The organism is Pseudomonas sp. AC211 (assembly GCF_979258055.1).
In genome coordinates this window covers 2,572,097-2,593,133 of sequence record NZ_OZ409830.1, presented here as the reverse complement: position 1 = coordinate 2,593,133, position 21,037 = coordinate 2,572,097, and the positions used below count along the sequence as shown (strand labels likewise).

15 protein-coding genes and 3 pseudogenes are annotated in these 21,037 nt (G+C 61.3%); 12 read left to right on the top strand and 6 right to left on the bottom strand.

The features are described 5' to 3' along the window. Nucleotides 1–79: 79 nt before the first annotated feature. Nucleotides 80–629, top strand: a pseudogene (locus ACZZZP_RS12155) (nitroreductase family protein). Nucleotides 630–768: 139 nt separating this feature from the next. Then, nucleotides 769–2,066: pseudogene (rluB, locus tag ACZZZP_RS12150) on the top strand (23S rRNA pseudouridine(2605) synthase RluB). Between the two features lie 215 nt (nucleotides 2,067–2,281). Here the strand turns inward: rluB and fabB are convergent. The 3 genes from fabB to ACZZZP_RS12135 form a co-directional block, all read right to left on the bottom strand. Next, complete coding sequence (gene fabB, locus ACZZZP_RS12145) at nucleotides 2,282–3,502, bottom strand: beta-ketoacyl-ACP synthase I (RefSeq protein ID WP_463382883.1); 1,221 nt, start codon at nucleotides 3,500–3,502, stop codon at nucleotides 2,282–2,284. 11 nt (nucleotides 3,503–3,513) lie between these two features. Beyond that, nucleotides 3,514–4,029, bottom strand: a complete 516-nt coding sequence (gene fabA, locus ACZZZP_RS12140) for a 3-hydroxyacyl-[acyl-carrier-protein] dehydratase FabA (RefSeq protein ID WP_122453141.1) — start codon at nucleotides 4,027–4,029, stop codon at nucleotides 3,514–3,516. Nucleotides 4,030–4,335: 306 nt separating this feature from the next. After that, nucleotides 4,336–6,267 (bottom strand): ATP-binding protein, encoded by a 1,932-nt coding sequence (locus tag ACZZZP_RS12135; protein ID WP_463536555.1) that lies wholly within the window; start codon nucleotides 6,265–6,267, stop codon nucleotides 4,336–4,338. A 276-nt stretch (nucleotides 6,268–6,543) separates the two neighbouring features. Here ACZZZP_RS12135 and ACZZZP_RS12130 point away from each other — a divergent pair, with 276 nt between their 5' ends. From ACZZZP_RS12130 to sixA, 3 genes are read left to right on the top strand one after another with little or no spacing between them, the layout of a single operon-like run. Then, the gene (locus tag ACZZZP_RS12130) at nucleotides 6,544–7,581 is read left to right on the top strand and encodes an NAD(P)H-dependent glycerol-3-phosphate dehydrogenase (RefSeq protein ID WP_463382881.1); all 1,038 of its coding nucleotides are present in this window, start codon (nucleotides 6,544–6,546) and stop codon (nucleotides 7,579–7,581) included. A 24-nt stretch (nucleotides 7,582–7,605) separates the two neighbouring features. Continuing rightward, the gene (locus tag ACZZZP_RS12125) at nucleotides 7,606–7,956 is read left to right on the top strand and encodes a DUF4389 domain-containing protein (RefSeq protein WP_463382880.1); all 351 of its coding nucleotides are present in this window, start codon (nucleotides 7,606–7,608) and stop codon (nucleotides 7,954–7,956) included. Then, a complete protein-coding gene (sixA, locus tag ACZZZP_RS12120; RefSeq protein ID WP_463382879.1) occupies nucleotides 7,956–8,414 on the top strand; it encodes a phosphohistidine phosphatase SixA in 459 nt (152 codons plus the stop codon). Before ACZZZP_RS12125 ends, sixA begins: the two co-directional genes overlap by 1 nt. A gap of 116 nt (nucleotides 8,415–8,530) precedes the next feature. Here sixA and ACZZZP_RS12115 read toward each other — a convergent pair whose 3' ends face one another. Beyond that, entirely contained in the window at nucleotides 8,531–9,283 is a 753-nt protein-coding gene (locus tag ACZZZP_RS12115; protein ID WP_463382878.1) for a DUF2242 domain-containing protein, read from the bottom strand. Nucleotides 9,284–9,567: 284 nt separating this feature from the next. On the opposite strand from ACZZZP_RS12115, the gene ACZZZP_RS12110 reads away from it, so the two are divergent. From ACZZZP_RS12110 to ACZZZP_RS12080, 7 genes are all read left to right on the top strand, one after another. Next, complete coding sequence (locus ACZZZP_RS12110; RefSeq protein WP_463382877.1) at nucleotides 9,568–11,235, top strand: AMP-binding protein; 1,668 nt, start codon at nucleotides 9,568–9,570, stop codon at nucleotides 11,233–11,235. Nucleotides 11,236–11,250: 15 nt separating this feature from the next. After that, nucleotides 11,251–11,694 (top strand): hotdog fold thioesterase, encoded by a 444-nt coding sequence (locus tag ACZZZP_RS12105; RefSeq protein ID WP_463382876.1) that lies wholly within the window; start codon nucleotides 11,251–11,253, stop codon nucleotides 11,692–11,694. A gap of 972 nt (nucleotides 11,695–12,666) precedes the next feature. Continuing rightward, nucleotides 12,667–13,467, top strand: coding sequence for an alpha/beta fold hydrolase (locus ACZZZP_RS12100; protein ID WP_463536554.1), 801 nt, complete (start codon nucleotides 12,667–12,669; stop codon nucleotides 13,465–13,467). Continuing rightward, nucleotides 13,464–14,327: an alpha/beta hydrolase gene (locus tag ACZZZP_RS12095; RefSeq protein ID WP_122495662.1), complete on the top strand. Its 864-nt coding sequence runs from the start codon at nucleotides 13,464–13,466 to the stop codon at nucleotides 14,325–14,327. The genes ACZZZP_RS12100 and ACZZZP_RS12095 overlap by 4 nt, the downstream gene beginning before the upstream one ends. 92 nt (nucleotides 14,328–14,419) lie before the next feature. Next, a complete protein-coding gene (locus tag ACZZZP_RS12090; protein WP_463382875.1) occupies nucleotides 14,420–15,235 on the top strand; it encodes a DUF4892 domain-containing protein in 816 nt (271 codons plus the stop codon). 52 nt (nucleotides 15,236–15,287) lie between these two features. Continuing rightward, nucleotides 15,288–16,355: an AI-2E family transporter gene (locus tag ACZZZP_RS12085; RefSeq protein ID WP_463382874.1), complete on the top strand. Its 1,068-nt coding sequence runs from the start codon at nucleotides 15,288–15,290 to the stop codon at nucleotides 16,353–16,355. A 130-nt stretch (nucleotides 16,356–16,485) separates the two neighbouring features. Then, nucleotides 16,486–18,195, top strand: coding sequence for a YdgA family protein (locus ACZZZP_RS12080; RefSeq protein WP_463536553.1), 1,710 nt, complete (start codon nucleotides 16,486–16,488; stop codon nucleotides 18,193–18,195). A 10-nt stretch (nucleotides 18,196–18,205) separates the two neighbouring features. Here the strand turns inward: ACZZZP_RS12080 and ACZZZP_RS12075 are convergent, their stop codons facing one another. Both ACZZZP_RS12075 and dacB read right to left on the bottom strand, forming a co-directional pair. Further along, nucleotides 18,206–19,132 carry a GGDEF domain-containing protein gene (locus ACZZZP_RS12075; RefSeq protein ID WP_463382872.1) on the bottom strand — a complete coding sequence of 309 codons (927 nt, stop codon included), beginning with the start codon at nucleotides 19,130–19,132 and terminating at the stop codon, nucleotides 18,206–18,208. 330 nt (nucleotides 19,133–19,462) lie between these two features. Then, a pseudogene (gene dacB / locus ACZZZP_RS12070) lies at nucleotides 19,463–20,897 on the bottom strand (D-alanyl-D-alanine carboxypeptidase/D-alanyl-D-alanine endopeptidase). Nucleotides 20,898–21,037 lie beyond the last annotated feature (140 nt).

The window sequence follows — 21,037 nt, the reverse complement described above, 5'->3', positions numbered from 1 at the left end:
AACGGCGGATAAATCCGCCCGGTTATTTTCCGTTTACCCCACTAGAATGCCCGCTGTACTTATTCAGGAGATGGTCCCCATGGATGCGCTCGACGCTCTGCTCAACCGTGTTTCCGCCCCCCGACTGACTGAACCTGCGCCGGATCAATTGCAGCGCCAAGTGCTGTTTCGCGCCGCATTGCGCGCACCGGACCATGGCCAATTGCGGCCGTGGCGTTTCCTGACCGTGGAAGGCAGTGCGCGTAATCGCTTGGGCGAGTTGTTTGCTTCGGCGCTCGGTGCCGATGCGCCGCCCGAAGCCCTGGCCAAAGCCTTGGCCATGCCGCTGCGAGCGCCCCTGATGGTGATCGTGATCGCCCGTGTGCAGGAAAGCGCCAAAGTACCCGCTCAGGAACAAGTGCTGGCCGCAGGCTGCGCGACCCACGGCATTCTGCTCGCCGCTCACGCCCAGGGCATTGGCGCCGTGTGGCGCACCGGTGACATGGCGTACAACGCGCGGGTGGCCAAAGGCTGTAGGCTTGGCTGACAACGAGCAGATCATCGCCTTCCTGTATCTGGGCACACCAGAGCGGGAATTGCGCACACCGCAAGACCTGTCGATTGATGACTTCGTGCAGGCATGGCCGTAATCGGCGATGAAATAAAGGAAAGGCCTTACACCTGCGACATCCTGCGCTAGGGCTTGAAAGGCGGCGCAGCGTATGATGCGCGCCCGCTGGCGAGTCCTCGCCGGCGGCGAATTGTTACCTACACCGGGAGGTGCCCAGAATGAGTGAGTCGGAAGAATACAGCCCAGCAGGGGAAAAACTGCAGAAAGTCCTGGCCCGTATTGGCATGGGTTCACGTCGCGACGTTGAAGCCTGGATTGCCGAAGGTCGGGTCAAGGTGAACGGCAATGTCGCCACCTTGGGTCAACGCGTTGACCTGCACGACGCCATCGCCGTCGATGGGCGTTTGCTCAAACGCGAAGAAATCAGCGAAGAAACCCGCCGCGTGCTGATCTACAACAAGCCCGACGGCGAGATCTGCACCCGCGACGACCCGGAAGGGCGTCCCACCGTTTTCGACCGTTTGCCACGGCCCAAAGATGGCCGCTGGATCAACATTGGTCGCCTCGACATCAACACCACCGGCCTTTTGATGTTCACCACCGACGGTGAGCTGGCCAACCGCTTGATGCACCCCTCCTATCAGATGGACCGTGAATACGCGGTGCGTGTGCGTGGCGAAGTGGACGAGGAAATGATCGAACGCCTGAAGACCGGCGTGATGCTCGAAGACGGTCCGGCGCGTTTCACCGACATTCAGGAAGCGCCTGGCGGTGAAGGCTTCAACCATTGGTACCACTGCGTGGTGATGGAAGGCCGTAACCGTGAGGTTCGCCGCTTGTGGGAATCCCAGGGTCTGGTGGTCAGCCGTCTGAAGCGCGTGCGTTTTGGCCCGGTGTTTCTCACCTCCGACCTGACCATGGGCCGCTGGCGTGAAATGAGCCAGAGCGAAGTGGACATTCTTGCCGCTGAAGTGGGCCTGGCGTCCGTGCAGCAGCAAGGCATGAAGCTCAAAACCAAAGAAAAACTCGACCGCTTGCAGCGTAAATCGGCCAAGCCGGTTGGCCGTGGCGAGCGTCCGCAGCGCACCTTGCGCCCAGCGCTGGACGGCGGCCCTGAGCGTCCGGCCCGTGCACCGCGTGGTGAAGGCGCTGAGCGTCCGGTTCGTGCGCCGCGTGGCGAGGGTGCTGATCGTCCGGTTCGTGCGCCTCGTGGCGAGGGTGCTGATCGTCCGGCCCGTACACCGCGTGGTGAAGGTGCTGAGCGTCCGGTTCGTACGCCTCGTTCGGAAATGGCGAGCGTCCGCAACGCAGCGGCCCACGTCCCGATTCCGCACCGCGTGGTCGTGGCACACCGGTAGCGGAGCGTCCAAGCGACACCAACAAGAAACGTCCGGCCAAGCCGGTGCGTGTGGGTATCGAATTGGCCGATCGCCCGGCACGCAAGCCAGCGCCCAAGCGCAGCGGGCCGGCGAGTGGGTCGGGTCAGCGTCCAGGGTTTGGTCGCAAGCCAAAGTAAGCCTGAAGCCGCTCCCACAGACTAAACACGGTCTGTAGGAGCGGCTTAAGCCGCGATGCTTTTTGAATTACACGCATAAAAAAAACGGGGCTCACATTGGTGAGCCCCGTTTTTTTATGCCTTCAACAGCATCGAGGCTGAAGCCTCTCCCACAGTGAAATTCAGCTGTTTTGGGAGAGGCTTCAGCCTCGATTTTGCGTGATCGCTAAATCAGATCACTTACCCGCCCAGCGCTTCATCACCAGCGTGGCGTTGGTGCCGCCGAAGCCGAAGCTGTTGCTCATCACGTGGTTAAGCGTGACGTTTTCCTGGGTTTTGGTGGCGATTGGCATGTCAGCCACTTCCGGGTCCAGCTCGTCAACGTTGGCCGAGCCGGCAATGAAGTTGCCTTCCATCATCAGCATGCAGTAGATCGCTTCATGCACGCCGGCGGCGCCCAGGGAGTGACCAGACAAGCTTTTGGTCGAGCTGATTGGCGGCGCTTTGTCGCCAAACACTGCGCGCACGCCTTTGATTTCTGCCACATCGCCCACCGGCGTCGAAGTGCCGTGGGTGTTGAGGTAGTCAATCGGGCCGTCGACGGTGGACAGCGCCAGCTGCATGCAGCGGATCGCGCCTTCGCCGCTTGGGGCAACCATGTCGTAGCCGTCGGAGGTGGCGCCGTAGCCGACAATTTCGGCGTAAATCTTGGCGCCGCGAGCCAGGGCGTGTTCCAGTTCCTCGACTACCACCATGCCGCCACCGCCAGCAATCACGAAGCCGTCACGCTTGGCGTCGTAAGCACGAGAGGCTTTTTCCGGGGTGTCGTTGTATTGGGTGGAGAGGGCGCCCATGGCGTCGAACAGGCAGCTTTGGCTCCAGTGTTCTTCTTCGCCACCGCCGGCAAACACGACGTCTTGTTTGCCCAACTGAATTTGCTCCATCGCCTGGCCAATGCAGTGCGCGCTCGTGGCGCAGGCCGAGGAGATCGAGAAGTTCACGCCTTTGATTTGGAACGGCGTCGCCAAACAGGCCGACACGGTGCTGCCCATGGTGCGGGTTACGCGGTACGGGCCAATACGTTTAACGCCTTTTTCGCGCAGGGTGTCGATGGCTTCCATCTGGTTGATGGTGGAGGCGCCACCGGAACCGGCGATCAGGCCGGTACGCGGGTTGGAGATCTGTTCCGGGGTCAGACCCGAATCTTTAATCGCCTGTTCCATCGACAGGTAAGCGTAGGCGGCAGCGTCGCCCATGAAGCGGAACACCTTGCGGTCGATCAGCTCTTCAAGGTTCAGGTCAACGGAGCCGGAAACGTGGCTGCGAAGCCCCATTTCAGCGTAGGACGGGTTGTGGCGGATACCGGCACGGCCAGCACGCAGGTTGGCGGAGACGGTGTCTTTATCATTGCCCAGGCAGGAGACGATGCCCAAACCGGTGATCACGACGCGACGCATGCGGATAACCCTTAAAAATTATCAGTGGAAGTGAACAGGCCGACGCGCAAACCTTCGGCACTGTAGATCTCGCGACCATCAACACTCACGGTGCCGTCGGCGATCGCCAACACCAGGGAGCGGTTAATGGTGCGTTTGATATGAATGTTGTAGGTGACTTTCTTGGCGGTGGGCAGCACCTGGCCAAAAAATTTCACTTCGCCCGAACCCAGGGCGCGGCCGCGGCCGGGGTTGCCCTGCCAGCCGAGGTAGAAACCTACCAACTGCCACATGGCATCCAGGCCCAGGCAGCCTGGCATCACCGGGTCGCCTTCGAAGTGGCAAGCGAAGAACCACAGGTCCGGGTTGATATCGAGTTCGGCAACCAACTCGCCTTTGCCGTATTTGCCGCCGGTGTCGCTGATATGCGTGATGCGATCGACCATCAGCATGTTGGGGGCGGGCAGTTGCGCGTTACCTGGGCCGAATAGCTCGCCACGACTGCAGCGCAGCAAGTCTTCCCGAGTGTAAGCGTTCTGTTTGGACATGCGAGCTCCTCAATAATCCCCGTGCGGCAGGGCTAAGCGAATCATCTAGGCCGGTGCGAACGTTCACTGCATTGCCCGTTTTGTAGGGCGTTGTCGCGACCAGCGTAGTCATAGACTGTTGCGTTGAAATGAAAGTCACAGGCTCTGAGCACAGTTGTACACCGAATGTTCCGTGCGCCCTCAAGAGCCATGCCCCACACCGTGCCCGACGCACTCTACCACTGTCTGCGGCGGCTGGGTTTCACCCTGTTGAGCACAATGTTGTAACGCTATTACGAGTATGTGACAGCCCGGCATGTTCCGTTTTCACGCGTTGCTCTGACTACTCGCCAAAGGTCGGGGTGCCACCCAGGCTTGCAAGATGCGTTGCAGGTCGGCGCGTTTAAACGGTTTGGCCAAATAGTCATTCATGCCCGCTTGCAGGCACGCCTCGCGGTCGCCCTGCAATGCATTGGCAGTCAGGGCGATGATCGGCAGATCGGCCCGATCAACCAGGCGGCGGATCTGCCGCGTCGCTTCATAACCGTCCATCACCGGCAGCCGACAATCCATCAGCACGGCGGCGAACTCGTGGCGCTCCACGCTGCTCAGCGCCTGAGCGCCATCACCGACCAGGCTGACCTGGTAACCCAAACTGCGCAGCATGGCTTCGATCACCGTCTGGTTCACCGGGTTGTCTTCGACCAGCAGCACTTTATGACCGCTGCCGGAGCTGGCGTCGTCCACGCTTTGCTCGGCGGGGCGTTCGCTTTGACGGGCGAACGGCAGTGGAATTTCCAAGGTGAACACCGAACCACTGCCTTCCTGGCTCTGCGCGTTCAGCGTGCCGCCCATACGTTCGGCCAAGGTGCGCGCTATGGGCAGCCCGAGTCCGGTACCGCCGTAGCGCCGCGAGATAGACGTGTCGGCCTGCTGGAAGGCGTCAAACATGTGCTCCAAGCGCTGCGGGGAAAGGCCGATCCCGCTGTCGCGCACGGCGCAGCTGAACCACAGCACCTCGTTGTCGAGCGCCTGCCAGCGGGTTTCGATCCGAATGTTGCCTTCTTCGGTGAACTTCAGCGCGTTGCCGAGCAGGTTGACCAGAATTTGCCGAATGCGCGTGGGGTCGCCTTTGACCACCAATTGCTCCAGGCCGGCCTGGGTATCCAACTGCAACGTCAGGCCGCGCTGACTGGCGCTGTGCTGAAACACCTGCGCCGAACTCTGGATCAGGTCCAGCAGGTTGAAGGTGATGCGCTCCAACTCCAGCGCGCCGCGCTCGATTCGCGAGAAGTCGAGAATATCGTTGATGACCTTGAGCAAGTGCTCCGTGGACTCCGTCGCCAGCGCCGCGTATTCGGCCTGCTCGTCGGTCATTTCCGTGGTTTCCAGCAACTGCAACATGCCCAGCACGCCGTTCATGGGCGTGCGCAATTCGTGGCTCATCATCGCCAGGAAGTCGGACTTGGCGCGGTTGGCCTGCTCCGATTCTTCTCGCGCCTTCACCAGTTGAGCGATGCTTTGCTGCTGCTCGGTGCTGGCTTGTTCCAAGGCGCTGGCGAGGTTGTTGATGTGCCGCGCCAGGCCACCCAGCTCGTTGTCGTCGACCTCCGGCAGGGCGGTGCGGTAGTTGCCGGCCTGAATCGCCTTCACCGCATCGGCCATGGTGCTGATCGGTTGCGATAACCGCCGCGCCAGGCGCCGGGCCACCAGAAAGGTCAGCAGCAGGGCGAAGAGGGCGAGCACCGTGGCCTTGAGCAGAATGGTCTGCTGCTGGCTGTTAAACGCATCGTTAGACATGCCCACCACCACGCGGCCGAGGTAGTCGTTGTCGAGGTGATTGCCGCCCGCGCCGGCGGAGTAGGGCATGTCTTTGCTCAACGCCAGCCGCTGCAAATGAATGGGCGCGTGGAAAATTTCCACCTGCGTGGCGCTTTTGTCTTGCGGGGAGGCTTGTTCTTCGTAGGCGAGAATATTGTCTTGCCGGTCGCGCACTTCAATAAAGCGCACATGGGGCGTATCGAGCGTGGCCTTGAGCAGGGTGTTGAGCACTTGGATATTGCCGGCAATCACGCCGTATTCGGTCGCGGGCGCCAGCTGGTTGGCGATCAGTTGGCCGGTGTGGTTCAGCTCCTGACGCAGGTCTTGCAAGCGCACAAAGGTAAAAAAACCGGTGAGTAACAGCGTCAGCAACAGGGCCGGGCCTACGCTGATCAGCTGTGTGCGGGTGTGGATGTCCCAGCCTCGGCGAAGGTTCATGGGATCAAAACTCTCCTTTCAAAAACGCTGCGCTCGCTACGTTCGACGTTCTCTGTCGCAGCTAAGAACCGTACCGATGCTTAGTGCTGCGGGGGCGTTCTGTGAAAACCGGCAAGTCTACCTGTTCAAACCGCCATCGGCGCAGCGCCTTTGCGCAGCACTAGCGGTTTTTGCCCACGGCCTGTCCAAGGGTAGCGTGCAACACTGGCCGCGGCCCGGTTGCTCCGTAATAATGCCGGCAGCTCGCCACGCACGATGGCTCACTACGGATTGGTTATGACAGATCAGCACTCCATCGCAGTACCCGCCATTGCCGTTCTGGGCGGCGGCAGCTTTGGCACCGCCATCGCCAACTTGTTGGCCGAGAACGGCAACCCGGTGCACCAATGGATGCGCGACGCCGAGCAGGCCGAGGCCATTCGCACCAACCGCGAAAATCCGCGTTACCTCAAAGGCGTGAAAATTCACCCGAACGTGGTCCCCGGAACCGACCTCGCCGCCACGCTAAGCGCGTGCCAGTTGGTATTTGTAGCGTTGCCGTCCAGCGCCCTGCGTACCGTGCTGCAGCCGTTCGCCGAAGTGCTGGCCGGCAAAATGCTGGTCAGCCTGACCAAAGGCATCGAGGCGCAGACGTTCAAGCTGATGAGCCAAATCATCGAAGAAATCGCGCCACAGGCGCGCATTGGCGTGTTGTCCGGGCCAAACCTGGCCAAGGAAATCGCCGGCCATGAGCTGACCGCAACGGTAGTGGCCAGCGAAGACGACGAACTCTGCCAGCGCGTGCAAGCCGCCTTACATGGCCGCACCTTCCGCGTATACGCCAGCGCCGACCGTTTTGGCGTGGAGTTGGGCGGGGCGCTGAAAAACGTCTACGCCATCATCGCCGGCATGGCCGCTGCGCTGGAAATGGGCGAGAACACCAAGAGCATGTTGATTACCCGCGCCTTGGCGGAAATGACTCGTTTCGCCGTCAAGCTCGGCGCCAACCCCATGACCTTTCTGGGCTTGGCCGGCGTCGGCGACTTGATCGTCACCTGCTCGTCGCCGAAAAGCCGCAACTTCCAGGTTGGCTATGCCTTGGGCGAAGGCTTGAGCCTTGAAGACGCCGTAACCCGATTGGGCGAAGTGGCCGAAGGTGTAAACACCCTGAAAGTGCTCAAGGTGAAGTCCGAAGAACTGCAAACCTACATGCCGCTGGTGACCGGTTTGCACGCCATTCTCTTCGAAGGGCGCACGCTGGCGCAGGTGATCGAGCGGCTGATGCTGGCCGAGCCGAAAACCGACGTCGACTTTATTTCCACCACCGGTTTCTGACCGTTTCTTGAAAAGGAACATGCCATGAGCGACACCCTCAACAAGAACCTCGAGCGTGAGTCCATTGGCTTGCGCATCATCTGGATGCTGGTGTTCACCCTGTGTTGGCAAGTTGCCGCGACGTTGTTGGGCTTCGTGGTCCTGCTGCAATTGGGCTATCGCCTGTTCTACGGCGCACCCAACGCCACGTTGCTGGCCTTTGGCGACAGCGTTAGCCAGTACCTGGCGCAGATCGGCCGTTTCGGCACCTTCAACACCGAAGAAAAACCCTGGCCGTTCGCCGATTGGCCCACCGCCCGTGCGCCGGACGGCGAAGTGGCCCATAGCATTCCGCCCGCGCCGCACCCGGTACGCGACGAAGAGCCCAAGCTCTGATGCGCCTGTGGTTATTGCGCCACGGTGAAGCCTTTCCCCAAGCCGCAACCGATGCCGAGCGACCCCTCACCCCGCGCGGTCGCGATGAAGTGCTGCGCAGCGCCGAGCGCCTGAAAGGGCAGGCCATCAGCGCCATTCTCGCCAGCCCGTACCTGCGCGCGCAGCAAACCGCCGACCTGGTTCGCAACGCCATCGCCTTTCGCGGCGCGGTGGGCGCGGCGCCATGGGCCACGCCCGAAAGCAGCGTGCGCGACGCCTTGGCGTACCTGGATGAGCGGGAGGAAGGGGAGATTTTGCTGGTCAGCCACAACCCGTTTCTCGGCGAGCTGGCCGGGCTGTTGATTCACGGGCATCGCCAGGAACCGGTGGCCTTGCGCACCGCGAGCTTGGTAGAACTGGAAGGGGATTTTGCAGCGGCCGGGCTGATGGAACTGGTGTCGCTGAACCATCCGGAGTAGCGGCGCGGCTGTTGCCGTTTCTGTAGGAGCGAGCTCTCTCGCGAACCGCGCCACCGCCTTAAGCCGATGTTTTCAGGGTTCGCCAGCAAGCTGGCTGCTACGGGCCGGAATCGACGTCAGGGCGTAGCGGCGGGCACTTCACTTCTGGGCTGCAGGATGATCATCGGCTCCAGCGGCGGCTCGTCCAACGGTTCAACGCTCGGCGCGGGCGCCGGCTCAGTTACCGGCGTTACTTCTGGCTGAATAGCCGGCGCTGCGGCAGGCGCGGCGGCCTGCGGTTCCGGAACGCCGAGCTGCTGCGGAACTGGCACAGGCTCCGGCGCAGGCTCTGCGGCTTTTACCGGCGGCGGCAGGAACACTTCCACCAGAGCAAAGAAGCGCTCGTAAAATTTCGCCGACGACACCGTCTCGCTGGCCACTTTCACCAGCGAATCATCCGTCGAGCCAATCGGCATCGACACCGAACCCAGCACACCTACGCCCAGGCTGGCAGAGTTGTTGAGTTTCTTCAGGGCGTAACGGTCTTGCAGCGCGTTGGCAAACATCGTCGAGTGATGGTCCGAAGCGCCGCCGTCCGTGCACACCACGTTAAAGGTGATTTCCAGGTGGTCGTCGCCCGACTGCTGGAAGCTTTTGTGCCCGCTGATTTGCTTCGGGTCGGCGCTGGTGATGATGTAACCCTGGCTCAACAAGGCACGGCGCGCGGCTTCGCAGGAGGCAGCGTCGGTGCTGGCGTAGTTGCGCGAAAACGTGCCGGAGTCAGCGAAGTTTTCGTGCTCATAAACGGCTTTGTTGTTGGAGGAACAGCCGGCAACACCTGCCAGCACGAGCGCCAGGGCGGCGCGCTGGAGCGGGAAAAGTTTGAACATGAACGGTCCGGGCGATAAAAAAAGCGTCGCCTATTGTGCCTCAGAAAAGTCCCACATGGTGCGCCAGGTGGTAAGCGCGGGCAGGGCGCTAAAAGGCCGCGTTTGGCTTGGCTACAGTTCTAAACATTTCTCCCCTTGCGCGATTCGCATTTGCCGTGGAATAGTCCAACCAAGCAAGTGCTTGGTTTTTTCTTTGACTCGCTGGTTTTGGTTTCAAGGTTTCCCGTTTCACACGTTGTAGTCCGCATGTTGTTTCCCCACAAAAATAATTAGGAGGAGGCCCTGTGACGAATGCTGCTGTGTTGCCCTTAGAGATTTTCTTCCAACGCGAAGCTCGCCATCCCGATAAACGCTACATGGTTCAGCCGTTACCAGGCGGCCAGGTGCTGGAACTGAGCTGGTCGGATGTCGGCGACCAAGCCCGCCGCGCCGCGAACTGGCTGCGCGCCCAGGAGCTGCCGATGGGCAGCCGCATTGCGCTGGTGTCGAAAAACTGCGCGCACTGGATCATCACCGACCTGGCGATCTGGATGGCCGGCCATGTGTCGGTGCCGCTTTACCCCAACCTCACCGCCGACTCTGTGCGCCAGGTGCTCACCCACTCAGAAGCCGCGCTGGTGTTTGTTGGCAAGCTCGACGACTGGCCGACCATGGCGCCGGGCATTCCTGAAGGCATTCGCACCATCGCCTTGCCGTTGCACCCCGAAGGCACCTTCGACGTGCAGTGGAGCGACTTGCAAGCCTGCACGCCGATCCGCGACAACCCCATCGGCGCCCACGACCAACTCGCCACCATCGTCTACACCTCCGGCACCACCGGCACCCCCAAAGGCGTGATGCACAACTTCGGCAACTTCGCCTTTGCCGCCGGCCACGGCACCGAGCTGTTCCAAGCCACCGAAGACGATCGCCTGCTCTCGTATCTGCCGCTGTGCCACGTGGCCGAGCGCATGTTCGTCGAGCTGAATTCCTTGTACGCCGGCGAAACGATCTTTTTTGCCGAAAGCCTCGACACTTTTCTCGTCGACCTACGCCGCGCACGCCCGACTTTGATATTCGGCGTGCCGCGCATCTGGACCAAATTCCAGATGGGCGTGTACAGCAAAATGCCCGCCGAGCGCCTGGATTTCCTGCTGAAAATTCCGTTTATCGGCAAACGCGTCGGCCACAAAGTGCTCGCCGGCCTGGGCCTGGACGCCGTGCGTTACGCGCTTTCTGGCGCCGCGCCGGTGCCCGAAGCGTTGCTGCATTGGTACCAGCGCTTGGGTCTGGATGTGCTCGAGGTATACGGCATGACCGAAAACTGCGGCTACTCGCACATCTGCCGCAAAGGCAAAAACCGCCCCGGCTGGATCGGCCAGTCCAGCCCCGGCGTGGAAGTGCGCATTAGCGAACTGGGCGAAGTGCAAGTACGCAGCCCGGCGACTATGCAGGGCTACTACAAAGACCCCGAACGCACCGCCGAAACCATCACCGAAGACGGCTTTCTGCGCACCGGCGACAAAGGCGAGCAAGACAGCGAGCACTACCTGCGCCTGACCGGCCGCATCAAGGAGATCTTCAAGACCAGCAAAGGCAAATACGTCGCCCCGGCACCCATCGAAAACCTCTTGGCCGTGCATCCGCGTATCGAGCAGGTTTGTGTAGTCGGCGATGGCATGCCACAGCCGATGGCCTTGTGTGTGCTGTCCGACGTGGGCCGGGAAGAAGCCCTGAATGGCTCGCGACCGGCGCTAGAAGGCAGCTTCAAAACGCTGCTGGCCGACGTTAATGCCGCGCTCGACAAGCACGAACAACTCAGCGGCCTGGTGCTGCTCAAAGAAGTGTGGGCAGTGGACAACGGCTTCCTCACACCCACGCTGAAAATCAAACGCAGCGTGGTAGAAGACGCTTACGCCGCGCGCTTTGCCGAATGGTCGGGCCGGCGCGAAGCCCTGGTTTGGCATGACTGACAAGAAGGAACCGGCATGAGCCTGTGGCGCACAACCCCCGATCTGCAGGCCCTTAACAGCCTGCGCAAGAACACCATCAGCGAAGTGCTGGACATCCGTTTCGACGCCTTCGATGACGAGTCGATCACCGCCAGCATCGTGGTCGACTCACGCACCCACCAACCCTACGGTCTGCTGCACGGCGGCGCTTCGGTGGTGCTCGCCGAAACCCTTGGCAGCACCGCCAGTTACCTGTGTATCGACAGCTCCAAGTTTTACTGTGTGGGCCTGGAAGTAAACGCCAACCACCTGCGCGGCGTGCGCAGCGGGCGCGTCACGGCCGTGGCGCGGCCCATTCACTTGGGGCGTACGACGCATGTTTGGGATATTCGGTTGACGGATGAGCAGGGGAAGCCGAGCTGTATTTCGCGTCTGACCATGGCGATTGTGCCGTTGGGGGATATGGCGCCGCCGGTGTGACCGGTTAGAAGCATCGCGGCTAAAGTTGCTCCCACAGGTTCCATCGACCCTGTGGGAGTGGCTTCAATCGCGAGGTTTTTGATCTGCTTCTACTGCTATTGATCTGGCTCGTGATCTTCCGCTCTTGATTTTGATCTACCTCGCGAGGTTTATCGCAGGCCGAGTGGAGTCGACGTGTAGGGGGTTGAGCGGCCGGGAGCCGCGAGAGGCGCATCGGGCCAGGGACGGCCCGTTGCGCCGTGCCCCCGGAGCGGCGACGGAGCGAGGGAACCCGCAGCGCAGCGGAGGGCCAAGGTAGGAGCTAGACTTTTTGGTTACTTTTGGGGCAATGCCAAAAGTGACTCGCGCGTAAGGCGCGAAACAAAAACGTTCAGCACGTGCGGTAATGAATACCTGCGTTCGACTTCAAGATTCGACCTTGCTTTTAAACCAAAAGAATTCTTCATTACCACGGTTGCGCGGCATTTTATTTCGCGCCTTACGCGCGACTGACTTTTGGCATTGCCCCAAAAGTCAGCAAAAGGTCTAGCTCCTACCTTGGCCTTACGCTGCGCTCCAGGTTCCCTCCTTCCGTCGTTACTCCGGGGCACGGCGAGACGGGCCATCCATGGCCCGACACGCCTCTCGCGGCTCCCGGCCGCTCAACCCCCTACGCAACGACTCCACTCGGCCTGCGATAAACGGTGCGGGGCAGATCACAAGCAAGATCAAAAGCGTTGAAGCAAGATCAACGGCTGTGACGCAAGATGAAAAACTCGCGGCTAAAGCGGAATGCCGCCCAGCCGCTCCCACAGCATCCACGCAACTCTGTAGGAGCGGCTTTAGCCGCGATGCTCTTCGATGCCCGGGCGCGCGAATCCTCGCGCCCATACTCCCTGGCCGTATTGCCATCATTCCCGGCACTTACAGTCATTGCCGCGCCGCCACCGCTTACGGACAATCGCCACAGGTTTGTCCTGGAAGCTTCCCTGTATGCCGCAATCGGTTTTTTTCGCCCATGCCAACGGTTTCCCGTCAGCCACGTACGGCAAGTTGTTCGCCGCGCTGGCGCCGGAATACGAGGTCTCGCATTTGCCGCAACACGGCCATGACCCGCGTTTCCCGGTGGATGACAACTGGGGAAACCTTGTCGACGAGCTGGTGCATCACCTGCGCGAACGGCCAGAGCCGGTGTGGGGGGTTGGGCATTCGTTAGGCGGGGTGCTGCATTACCACGCGGCGTTGCGTCATCCCGAGTTGTATCGCGGGGTGGTGATGCTCGATTCGCCGGTGCTTACCCTGGCCGACCGCATTGTCATTCGCGCCGCCAAGCGCTTTGGTTTTATTGATCGCATCACCCCGGCCGGTCGTACGCTGGGGCGCCGTGAGGAGTTCAGCGATATCGCCGAGGCGCGCGATTATTTTTCGGCCAAATCGCTGTTTCGCCGCTTCGATCCGGACTGCCTCGACGCTTACGTGCAGCACGGCCTGCAAGCCAACGGCGAAGGCCTGCGACTGTTGTTCGACCCGGCCACCGAAATCAGCATTTATCGCAGCGTGCCCCATAGCAATCCGGGGCGGCCGCAGCAGTTGCAGGTGCCGTTGGCGATGGTGCGTGGCCGCCACAGCCGCGTGGTGTTGCCTCATCACACCCGCTCGATTCGGCGCTTGCCGCATTGCCAGTACCTGACGCTGCCGGGCGGGCACATGTTTCCGCTGGAGCGCCCACAAGCGACCGCCGAGTTGCTCAAATCCCTGTTTGATCGCTGGCAAGCCCGCCTGGAGTCCGCATGAATTATTCCTTTGAAGAAGTGCGCCTGAGCCTGCCGCACATCGAACTGTCGGCCCATGTGTTCGGCCCTGAAGACGGCAAGCCGGTTATCGCCTTGCACGGCTGGCTGGACAACGCCATGAGCTTCGCCCGCCTGGCGCCCAAGCTGGAAGGGCTGCGCATCATTGCATTGGATTTTGCCGGCCACGGCCATTCCGATCACCGGCCGGCCGGCGCGCACTATCAAATGTGGGACTACGCCTACGACGTGTTGCTGGTGGCGGAGCAGTTCGGTTGGTCGCGTTTTTCCTTGTTGGGGCATTCGATGGGCGCGATTGTTTCGGTGTTCCTCGCGGCCTCGATGCCCGAGCGCATTGAGCGGCTGGCGCTTATCGATGGGTTAGTGCCGTTCACCGGTGAGGCAGAATCCGCGCCGGCCAAGCTCGGGTCGGCGTTGCGTGAGCAACTGGCGTTGGCGGGCAAGCGCAAGCCGGTGTACGAGAAGGTGGAGCAAGCGGTTAAGGCGCGGATGAAAGGCGTTGGCGGCGTCAGTTTCGAGGCTGCGCAGTTGCTGGCTCAGCGCGGCTTGATGCCGGTGCCTGGCGGTTACACCTGGCGCACCGACAGCCGCCTGACGCTGCCGTCGCCGCTGCGTTTTACCCAGGCGCACACCGAGGTGTTTGTGCGCAGCGTGGCGTGTCCAGCCTGCCTGGTGGTGGCCGAGGGCGGCATGTTGCATGCGCAGCCGACGGTGGTGTCGGCATTGGAGGGGTTGCCATTCGAGGTGCAGCGCCTGGCCGGCGGCCATCATTTGCATCTGGACGACGAAGCCGGCGCCGAAGCGGTAGCAGCCTGTTTCAATAGGTTTTTTTCCGCGTCTTGACTTGCTCCGGGCAACTGCGGAGTCTGGGCGACTTCGCCGGGCAGCGCTCGTTAGGGCTGCCCCGTTTGCTGACACGAACAACGAGACCTTTTATGCGCGTGTACCGCCTGTTGGCCATCGCCCTGGCTGCCTTGGCTAGTTCTGCCACCCTTGCTGCGGATCTGCCCGGCAGTCAGGACCTGGACATTCTGCCGCGCTTCCCCCGCGCCGAAATCGTCGACTTTCGCGATGTGCCCGCGCAAGAACGCATCTATCCCCTCGGTTCCATCCGCCGCATCAGCGGCACGTTGCGCTATGAGCGCCAGGTCGACAGCCTCGGCTATATGCGCTCAGTTACCTATGAATTGCCGCCCGAGCACACTTCCGGACAAGCGTTCAATGCGGCCCGCGATGCGCTGCAAGAGCAGGGCGCCGAGGTGCTGTATTGGTGCGAAAGCCGCGAGTGTGGCTCCAGCAGCCTGTGGGCGAATTCAGTGTTTGGTAACGCCAAGCTGCTAGGGGCTGATGATCAGCAAGCCTATTTGCTGCTGCGTCTGGCGGAGCCAAAGCAGAATACCTTGGTGGCGCTGTACAGCATCACGCGCGGCAATCGTCGGGCGTATCTGCATGTGGAGCAGTTGGATAACGGCGCTGCGCTCGGCGAGTTGCTGCCCGGGCCGGCGACTTTGCTGCGGCAATTGCGCAATACCGGTGAACTGGATTTCGCCGCCCTGGACGGTGAGCCGGTGGCGGCCTGGGCCGAGCTGTTGGGGCGCACCCTTAATCAGGACAGCACTCTACGCGTGAGCCTCTCTGGCAAACACGCTCAGGCCTGGCGCGATGCGTTGGTGGCGCAGCGCGTGCGGGCGGCGCGCCTGGAAATCGATGCAGCGCAAAACGACGGCCTATCCTTTAAGCTGCTGCGCTAGTTTTATCCCTGTCGCCACATCCAGATCGCTACCCATCCCTTCGGAGCTTTACATGCTCAATAACGACCGATTGCTGGTCCAGATTCTCTTGCTGGCCCTGTTGGGCGCTGCGCTCTGGGTGTTGGCGCCGTTCTTCTCAGCGCTGTTCTGGGCCGCCGTGCTGGCCTTTGCCAGTTGGCCGTTGATGCCGCTGCTCACGCGTTGGCTGGGTGGCCGCGTGTCGTTGGCCGCCGGCATGCTGACCCTGGGCTGGATGGTGCTGGTGGCGGTGCCACTGGTGTGGTTGGGCTTCAACCTGGCCGACCACGTTCGCGATGCCGTCAACCTGGTCAAAGACCTGCAAGTGCAAGGCCTGCCGGCGCCGCCCGAATGGCTGGGCCGCGTGCCGTTGCTCGGCGAGCGCCTGGTGGGCTGGTGGATGACCATCGACCAGCAAGGCGCGGCGATTTTCGCCAGCGTGAAACCGTACCTCGGCGAAGTGGGCAACTGGCTGCTAGCCCGCAGCGCCAAAATCGGCGGCGGCATGTTGGAGCTGACCCTGAGTCTGGTGTTGGTGTTTTTCTTCTACCGCGACGGCCCGGCCATGGCGGCGTTGGTAAGCAAAGGCCTGCACCGCTTGATCGGTGAGCGCGCCGATTATTACCAGCACCTGGTGGCCGGCACCGTGCAACGCGTGGTCAATGGCGTGATCGGCACCGCTGCTGCCCAGGCGGTGTTGGCCTTGATTGGTTTCTGGATTGCCGGCGTGCCGGGCGCCTTGCTGTTGGGCATTCTGACCTTCGTGTTCAGCCTGATTCCCATGGGCCCGCCGCTGGTGTGGATTCCCGCCACGGTGTGGCTGGCATGGAGAGGCGAATACGGCTTCGCGATTTTCCTCGGTGTCTGGGGCACGTTTATCGTCAGTGGCGTAGACAACGTGCTCAAGCCGTACCTGATCAGCCGTGGCGGCAACCTGCCGCTGGTGGTGGTGCTTCTCGGGGTGTTTGGCGGCTTGTTGGCGTTCGGCTTTATGGGCTTGTTCCTCGGGCCGACCTTGTTGGCGGTGGCGTATAGCCTGCTCACGGACTGGGTCAAGACCGACCCAACCACGCCCACGGTGAAAATTCTCGAAGAGCGATAAGCGACACAGCCTCGAACCGCGCCACAGTGCTACCATCGCCGCCGCTTTCGCTGTGCGGCGCCTGTGGCGCACGGGTCTCCTCCGGCCAGGAAGGCGCATACATAAACATGGACATTCGTTGAGTCGACTCATGAAAAAATCAGCAGGAATCGCTGCAGGCATCATCGTTGCGGTAGGCGTCATCAGTACCGCAGGCGCCTGGTACACCGGCACCCAATTGCCCACCGTATTGCAGAACTCCATCGCCGAAGCTAACCAGAAAGGCGCCGATGCGCTGCTGGGCACCGGCATCACCAGCAAGCTGGAACTGCTGTCGCTCGACAGCCACCTGTTCACCAGCACCGCGCACTACAAGCTGACCCTGGATATGCCCGCCTCTGAAGGCGAGGCCCGTCATATGGAAGTGCTGCTGGTCGACAACATCCAACACGGCCCACTGCCCGCCGCGCGCTTGAAAAAGCTCAACCTCTGGCCGGTTCTGGCCACCAGCAACTACGCGCTGGAACCCAACGAACTGACGCAGAAATGGTTCGACGCCGCCAAAGGCGAGTCGCCACTGACCGGCCAGGTCAGCCTCGGCTACGACCAGTCCACCACCGGCACCATCGAACTGACCCCGCTGGACTTCGCGCCGCAGGAAGGGCAGAACGTCAAATTCTCCGGCCTGAAATTGGAAGTCGACGCCAGCGCCCACGCTAAAGACGTGGCCCTGACCGGCGGCATGGACAGCCTGGTACTGAGCGGCACCGACGCCAATGGCGAAGCCATCAAAATCGAGCTGAAAGACCTGACCCTAGACAGCGATCAAAAGCTGGGCAGCGGTGAGTTCTACCTCGGCGACAGCAGCGTCAAGCTGGCCACTGCCTCGATCGCCGTGGCCGGCAAGCCGCCGGTAGTGATCAAAAATATCGCTCAGGCCGGCACCTTTGAAGAAAATGACGGCAAGTTGGCCGGTCATGTCTCCTACGACATTGAACAGGTCAGCTTCGACGGCAAAGACATCGCCGGTCTGCACATGATCTGGCGCATGAAAGACTTCGACGCCGCTGCCGTGCAGTCGTTGGTCAACCTCTACAAAGACAAACTGGCGCCGGTGCAGCAAGCCCAGGCACTCGGCCAGGAAGCGCCAGACATGGCGTTCACCCCAGCCGAAGAAGAAAAGCTCAAAGCCGACGTCGGCCAATTGCTGGCCGGTAAACCGCACGTAGCGCTGGAGAAATTCAGCGTTAAAACCGCCCACGGCGAAGCGCTGGTGAGCCTGGCGATGGACTTCAACAAGCCGACGTCCTTCGACCTGCCGCCGCCAGAAATGGCCAAGCAAGTGCTGACGCAGCTCGATGCCAAACTGTCGATCGACAAAGCCGTGATCGGTGATGGCGTGCGCGTTCAGGCGGCAATTGCCGGCGAAACCGACCAGAAGGCCATCGACGACCAAGCCGCCATGTTCACCGAGATGGGCAGCGGCATGGCGCTGTCTACCGAGATGATCGTGCTCAAAGGCGACAAGCTCGAATCGAACCTGCATTACGCCAACAACGAAGTCACCTTCAACGACCAGAAAATGTCGGTGGAAGAGTTCGCCATGTTGGTGATGTCCAAGGCCGGTGGCCTGGGCGGCGGTGCCGGTGAAGAGCAGCCGGAAGGCTACGTACCGGACGAAGAGCATTGCCAGACGCTGGCGCGCTCGACGAAGAAGCCCCGGAAGAAATGCCGGAAGAAGCGCCCGAAGAGCAATAAGTCGGGTTGCGCTGTAACGGAAAAGGCCAGTCGATTGACTGGCCTTTTTTTTCGCGTTGAGGTTCACCGCCGTAAAAACCAACCGTCATTCCCGCGCGAATGACGGCGTGTGTTCAACCCGCCATGGTCAAGCGATTACGGCCTTCACGTTTGGCCACGTACAGCGCGTTGTCCGCGCGGCGCATCAGGCTGTCCACTGATTCGCCCGGCAATAGGCAGGCGCAGCCGAGGCTGACCGATACATCAATGTGCTGGCCCTGAGCGGTGCATTGCAATTCTTGCACGGCGAAGCGCAGTCGCTCGCCGACCATCGCTGCGCCTTCGCGGCTGGTGTTGGACAGCAGCACCAGAAACTCTTCGCCGCCAAAGCGGAAAATCATATCGATATTGCGCAGCTGTGCTTTCAGCGTATCGGCCATGGCGCGCAGCACTTCGTCGCCGGTGCTGTGGCCGTGGGTGTCGTTGATGTGTTTGAAATGATCGACGTCGAGCATCAGCACCGACAACGGTTGCAGGTTGCGGCGCGCCAAGTCGATCTCGCGCTGCAAGGCCTGGTCCATGGCGATGCGGTTGCCGGTGTCGGTCAATGGATCGCGCAACGCGCACTGCACGGCTTTGCGGTAGAGCAGGGCGTTGCGCAATGGAAACAGCATGCACGCCAGCAGCGATTCCAGTTGGCTCAATTCTTCTTCAGAGAAGCGCTGGTTGCGGCGAAAGATCAGCTCGCCCAAGTATTCGCCGTCGTGGTTCAAGCGGTAGCCGGCCGAGTGGGTAGCACGCACGCCAAGCTCCAGACGCAGGTCAGCGGAGGGCTGTTGATACGCCACAGCGTGCAGCGGCACCAGGCGTTGCACCTCGCGAAAGAAGATTTCCAGGATCCGCTCGACTTCCAGGCTGGTCTGCAATTGCAGGTTCAGCTTCTGCCGCAATTGCGCCAACGAGACTGGACGCAGCGACTGACTGCGGTTGCTGGCAAAGCCCAAGCGCTGCAGTTTGGCGGCGTCAAAGTCGATTGTATTTGTTTTGCTTGGCGGGACCATGTCGGGGGAACCTCATGCGCGAAATGCGGCGACAAGGTGCCTATAGCGAATAGTGTGCCAGGTGCGGATTTGTCTTATAAATGCGTTATAAAACAATGGGTTGTGATTGTGTTTGAGGTGTTTGCGGCTGATTTTTGCCGCCGGGTTGCCGGTTGTTTGGCGAGTACTGGGCAATCTGCTGCCGGGGGGAATCATCTGTAGCCAATTTCCCGTCGCGCCGTAGGGGGATGCTTAATGTTGTCGGGTAATGGAGTTTCCAGGGATCGCGGCTGAAGCCGCTCCTACAAGGTCCGGGAGTCTGTAGGAGCGGCTTTAGCCGCGATGCATTTATCAATCCGCGCGGCGATACAGGTCGAGCAGCACCTGATCGAGGATCGCCGAGGCGCCCCAAGGGCGTGGGTCGTTGAGGATGGCGACCACCGCCCAGGTCTCGCCCTTGGCGTCGCGGCTGAAGCCGGCGATGGCGCGGACGGTGTTGAGGGTGCCGGTCTTGATGTGTGCATCGCCATTCAGCGGTGTGTTTTTCAGGCGTTTGCGCATGGTGCCGTCCATGCCGACGATGGGCAGCGAACTGATGAACTCGGCGGCGTACGGACCTTTCCAGGCGGTTTGCAGGATCGTCGCCATTTCCCGCGCGCTGACCCGCTCAGCACGGGAAAGCCCCGAGCCGTTTTCCATGACCAGATGGGTGGCGGTGATGCCTTTTTTCGCCAGCCATTGGCGAATCACCCGTTGCGCCGCCTTGGCGTCGTCGCCATCGGCGCTGTTGCGAAATTCGGCGCCCAGGCTCAGGAACAGCTGGCGCGCCATGGTGTTGTTACTGAATTTATTGATGTCGCGGATGATCTCGGTGAGGTCCGGCGAAAAGGCGCGGGCGAGCAAGGTGCCGCTTTTGGGCACGAGGTCGATGCGGTCTTTACCCATGATGGTGCCGCCCAGTTCCTGCCAGATCGCCCTCACGGCGCCAGCGGCGTAGCCCGCGTGGTCGAGCAGCGACAAGTACGACTGGGTGTTGCAGCCTTCGTTTTGCTGGCCGGTGACCACCAAGGTGGTGCCGTCGAATTCGGTGACCGGGTTGTAGCGCACGTCGCCGGCGCACTTGCCTTTGGCCACGTACTTGACGCGGTTGTCGATGCGCACATTGGTCAGCGGCGGCTCCATCATCACATTCACCTTGCCGCCCTCGGCGCGGGTGATCATGCGCACGGCTTTGAGGTTTACCAGCAGCGAGTCGGGCGTCACCAGGAAGGGCTTGTTGTCGTCCTTGCCGTCGTCATCGAATACCGGCAGTTGCGGCTGTACAAAAAATGACCGGTCCAGCACCAGATCGCCCGTTACCCGCAGCACACCGTTGGCGCGCAGGTCGCGCATCAGCAGCCAGAGTTTTTCCATGTTCAGCTTCGGGTCACCGCCACCTTTAAGGTAGAGGTTGCCGTTGAGCACGCCGTCTTTGAGCGGGCCGTCGCCGTAGAACTCGGTTTTCCATTGATGGGTGGGGCCGAGCAATTCCAGGGCGGCGTAAGTGGTGATCAGCTTCATGGTGGAAGCCGGATTCACCGAGACATCGGCGTTAATGATGGTGGGGGTGCCGGCGCCGGTCAGCGGGCAAGGTCACAACGGAGAGCGAGTCGTTGCCGATCTTGCCGGCTTTCATGGCTTTCTGGACGGAGGCGGGCAGGGTGGTGTTGAGCGGGGCGGAAAATGCCGGCAGCGCGGCGGGTAACAAAAGGCTGGCGATGATGAGGTGGCGAAACGATTTGATCATTGGCAGAAACCCTTCAGGCAAGGGCCAAAAAAGAAAGATGGCGTAAAGAAGAAAGCGCTTGGGCTCACAGGTTCCCAAATGCGCGGAGAAAGTGCCGGCATTATGCCCGAAGCGTTCTACAGTTTGCCGAGTAGTGGTGC

What these genes read in the sequence shown, in the direction of transcription:
- ACZZZP_RS12100 (WP_463536554.1), top strand. Translation starts at nt 12,667, where the DNA reads ATGCCGCAATCGGTTTTTTTCGCCCATGCCAACGGTTTCCCGTCAGCC.
- ACZZZP_RS12085 (WP_463382874.1), top strand. Translation starts at nt 15,288, where the DNA reads ATGCTCAATAACGACCGATTGCTGGTCCAGATTCTCTTGCTGGCCCTG.
- ACZZZP_RS12075 (WP_463382872.1), bottom strand. Translation starts at nt 19,132, where the DNA reads ATGGTCCCGCCAAGCAAAACAAATACAATCGACTTTGACGCCGCCAAA.
- ACZZZP_RS12090 (WP_463382875.1), top strand. Translation starts at nt 14,420, where the DNA reads ATGCGCGTGTACCGCCTGTTGGCCATCGCCCTGGCTGCCTTGGCTAGT.
- sixA (WP_463382879.1), top strand. Translation starts at nt 7,956, where the DNA reads ATGCGCCTGTGGTTATTGCGCCACGGTGAAGCCTTTCCCCAAGCCGCA.
- ACZZZP_RS12105 (WP_463382876.1), top strand. Translation starts at nt 11,251, where the DNA reads ATGAGCCTGTGGCGCACAACCCCCGATCTGCAGGCCCTTAACAGCCTG.
- ACZZZP_RS12095 (WP_122495662.1), top strand. Translation starts at nt 13,464, where the DNA reads ATGAATTATTCCTTTGAAGAAGTGCGCCTGAGCCTGCCGCACATCGAA.
- fabB (WP_463382883.1), bottom strand. Translation starts at nt 3,502, where the DNA reads ATGCGTCGCGTCGTGATCACCGGTTTGGGCATCGTCTCCTGCCTGGGC.
- fabA (WP_122453141.1), bottom strand. Translation starts at nt 4,029, where the DNA reads ATGTCCAAACAGAACGCTTACACTCGGGAAGACTTGCTGCGCTGCAGT.
- ACZZZP_RS12130 (WP_463382881.1), top strand. Translation starts at nt 6,544, where the DNA reads ATGACAGATCAGCACTCCATCGCAGTACCCGCCATTGCCGTTCTGGGC.
- ACZZZP_RS12135 (WP_463536555.1), bottom strand. Translation starts at nt 6,267, where the DNA reads ATGAACCTTCGCCGAGGCTGGGACATCCACACCCGCACACAGCTGATC.
- ACZZZP_RS12080 (WP_463536553.1), top strand. Translation starts at nt 16,486, where the DNA reads ATGAAAAAATCAGCAGGAATCGCTGCAGGCATCATCGTTGCGGTAGGC.
- ACZZZP_RS12115 (WP_463382878.1), bottom strand. Translation starts at nt 9,283, where the DNA reads ATGTTCAAACTTTTCCCGCTCCAGCGCGCCGCCCTGGCGCTCGTGCTG.
- ACZZZP_RS12125 (WP_463382880.1), top strand. Translation starts at nt 7,606, where the DNA reads ATGAGCGACACCCTCAACAAGAACCTCGAGCGTGAGTCCATTGGCTTG.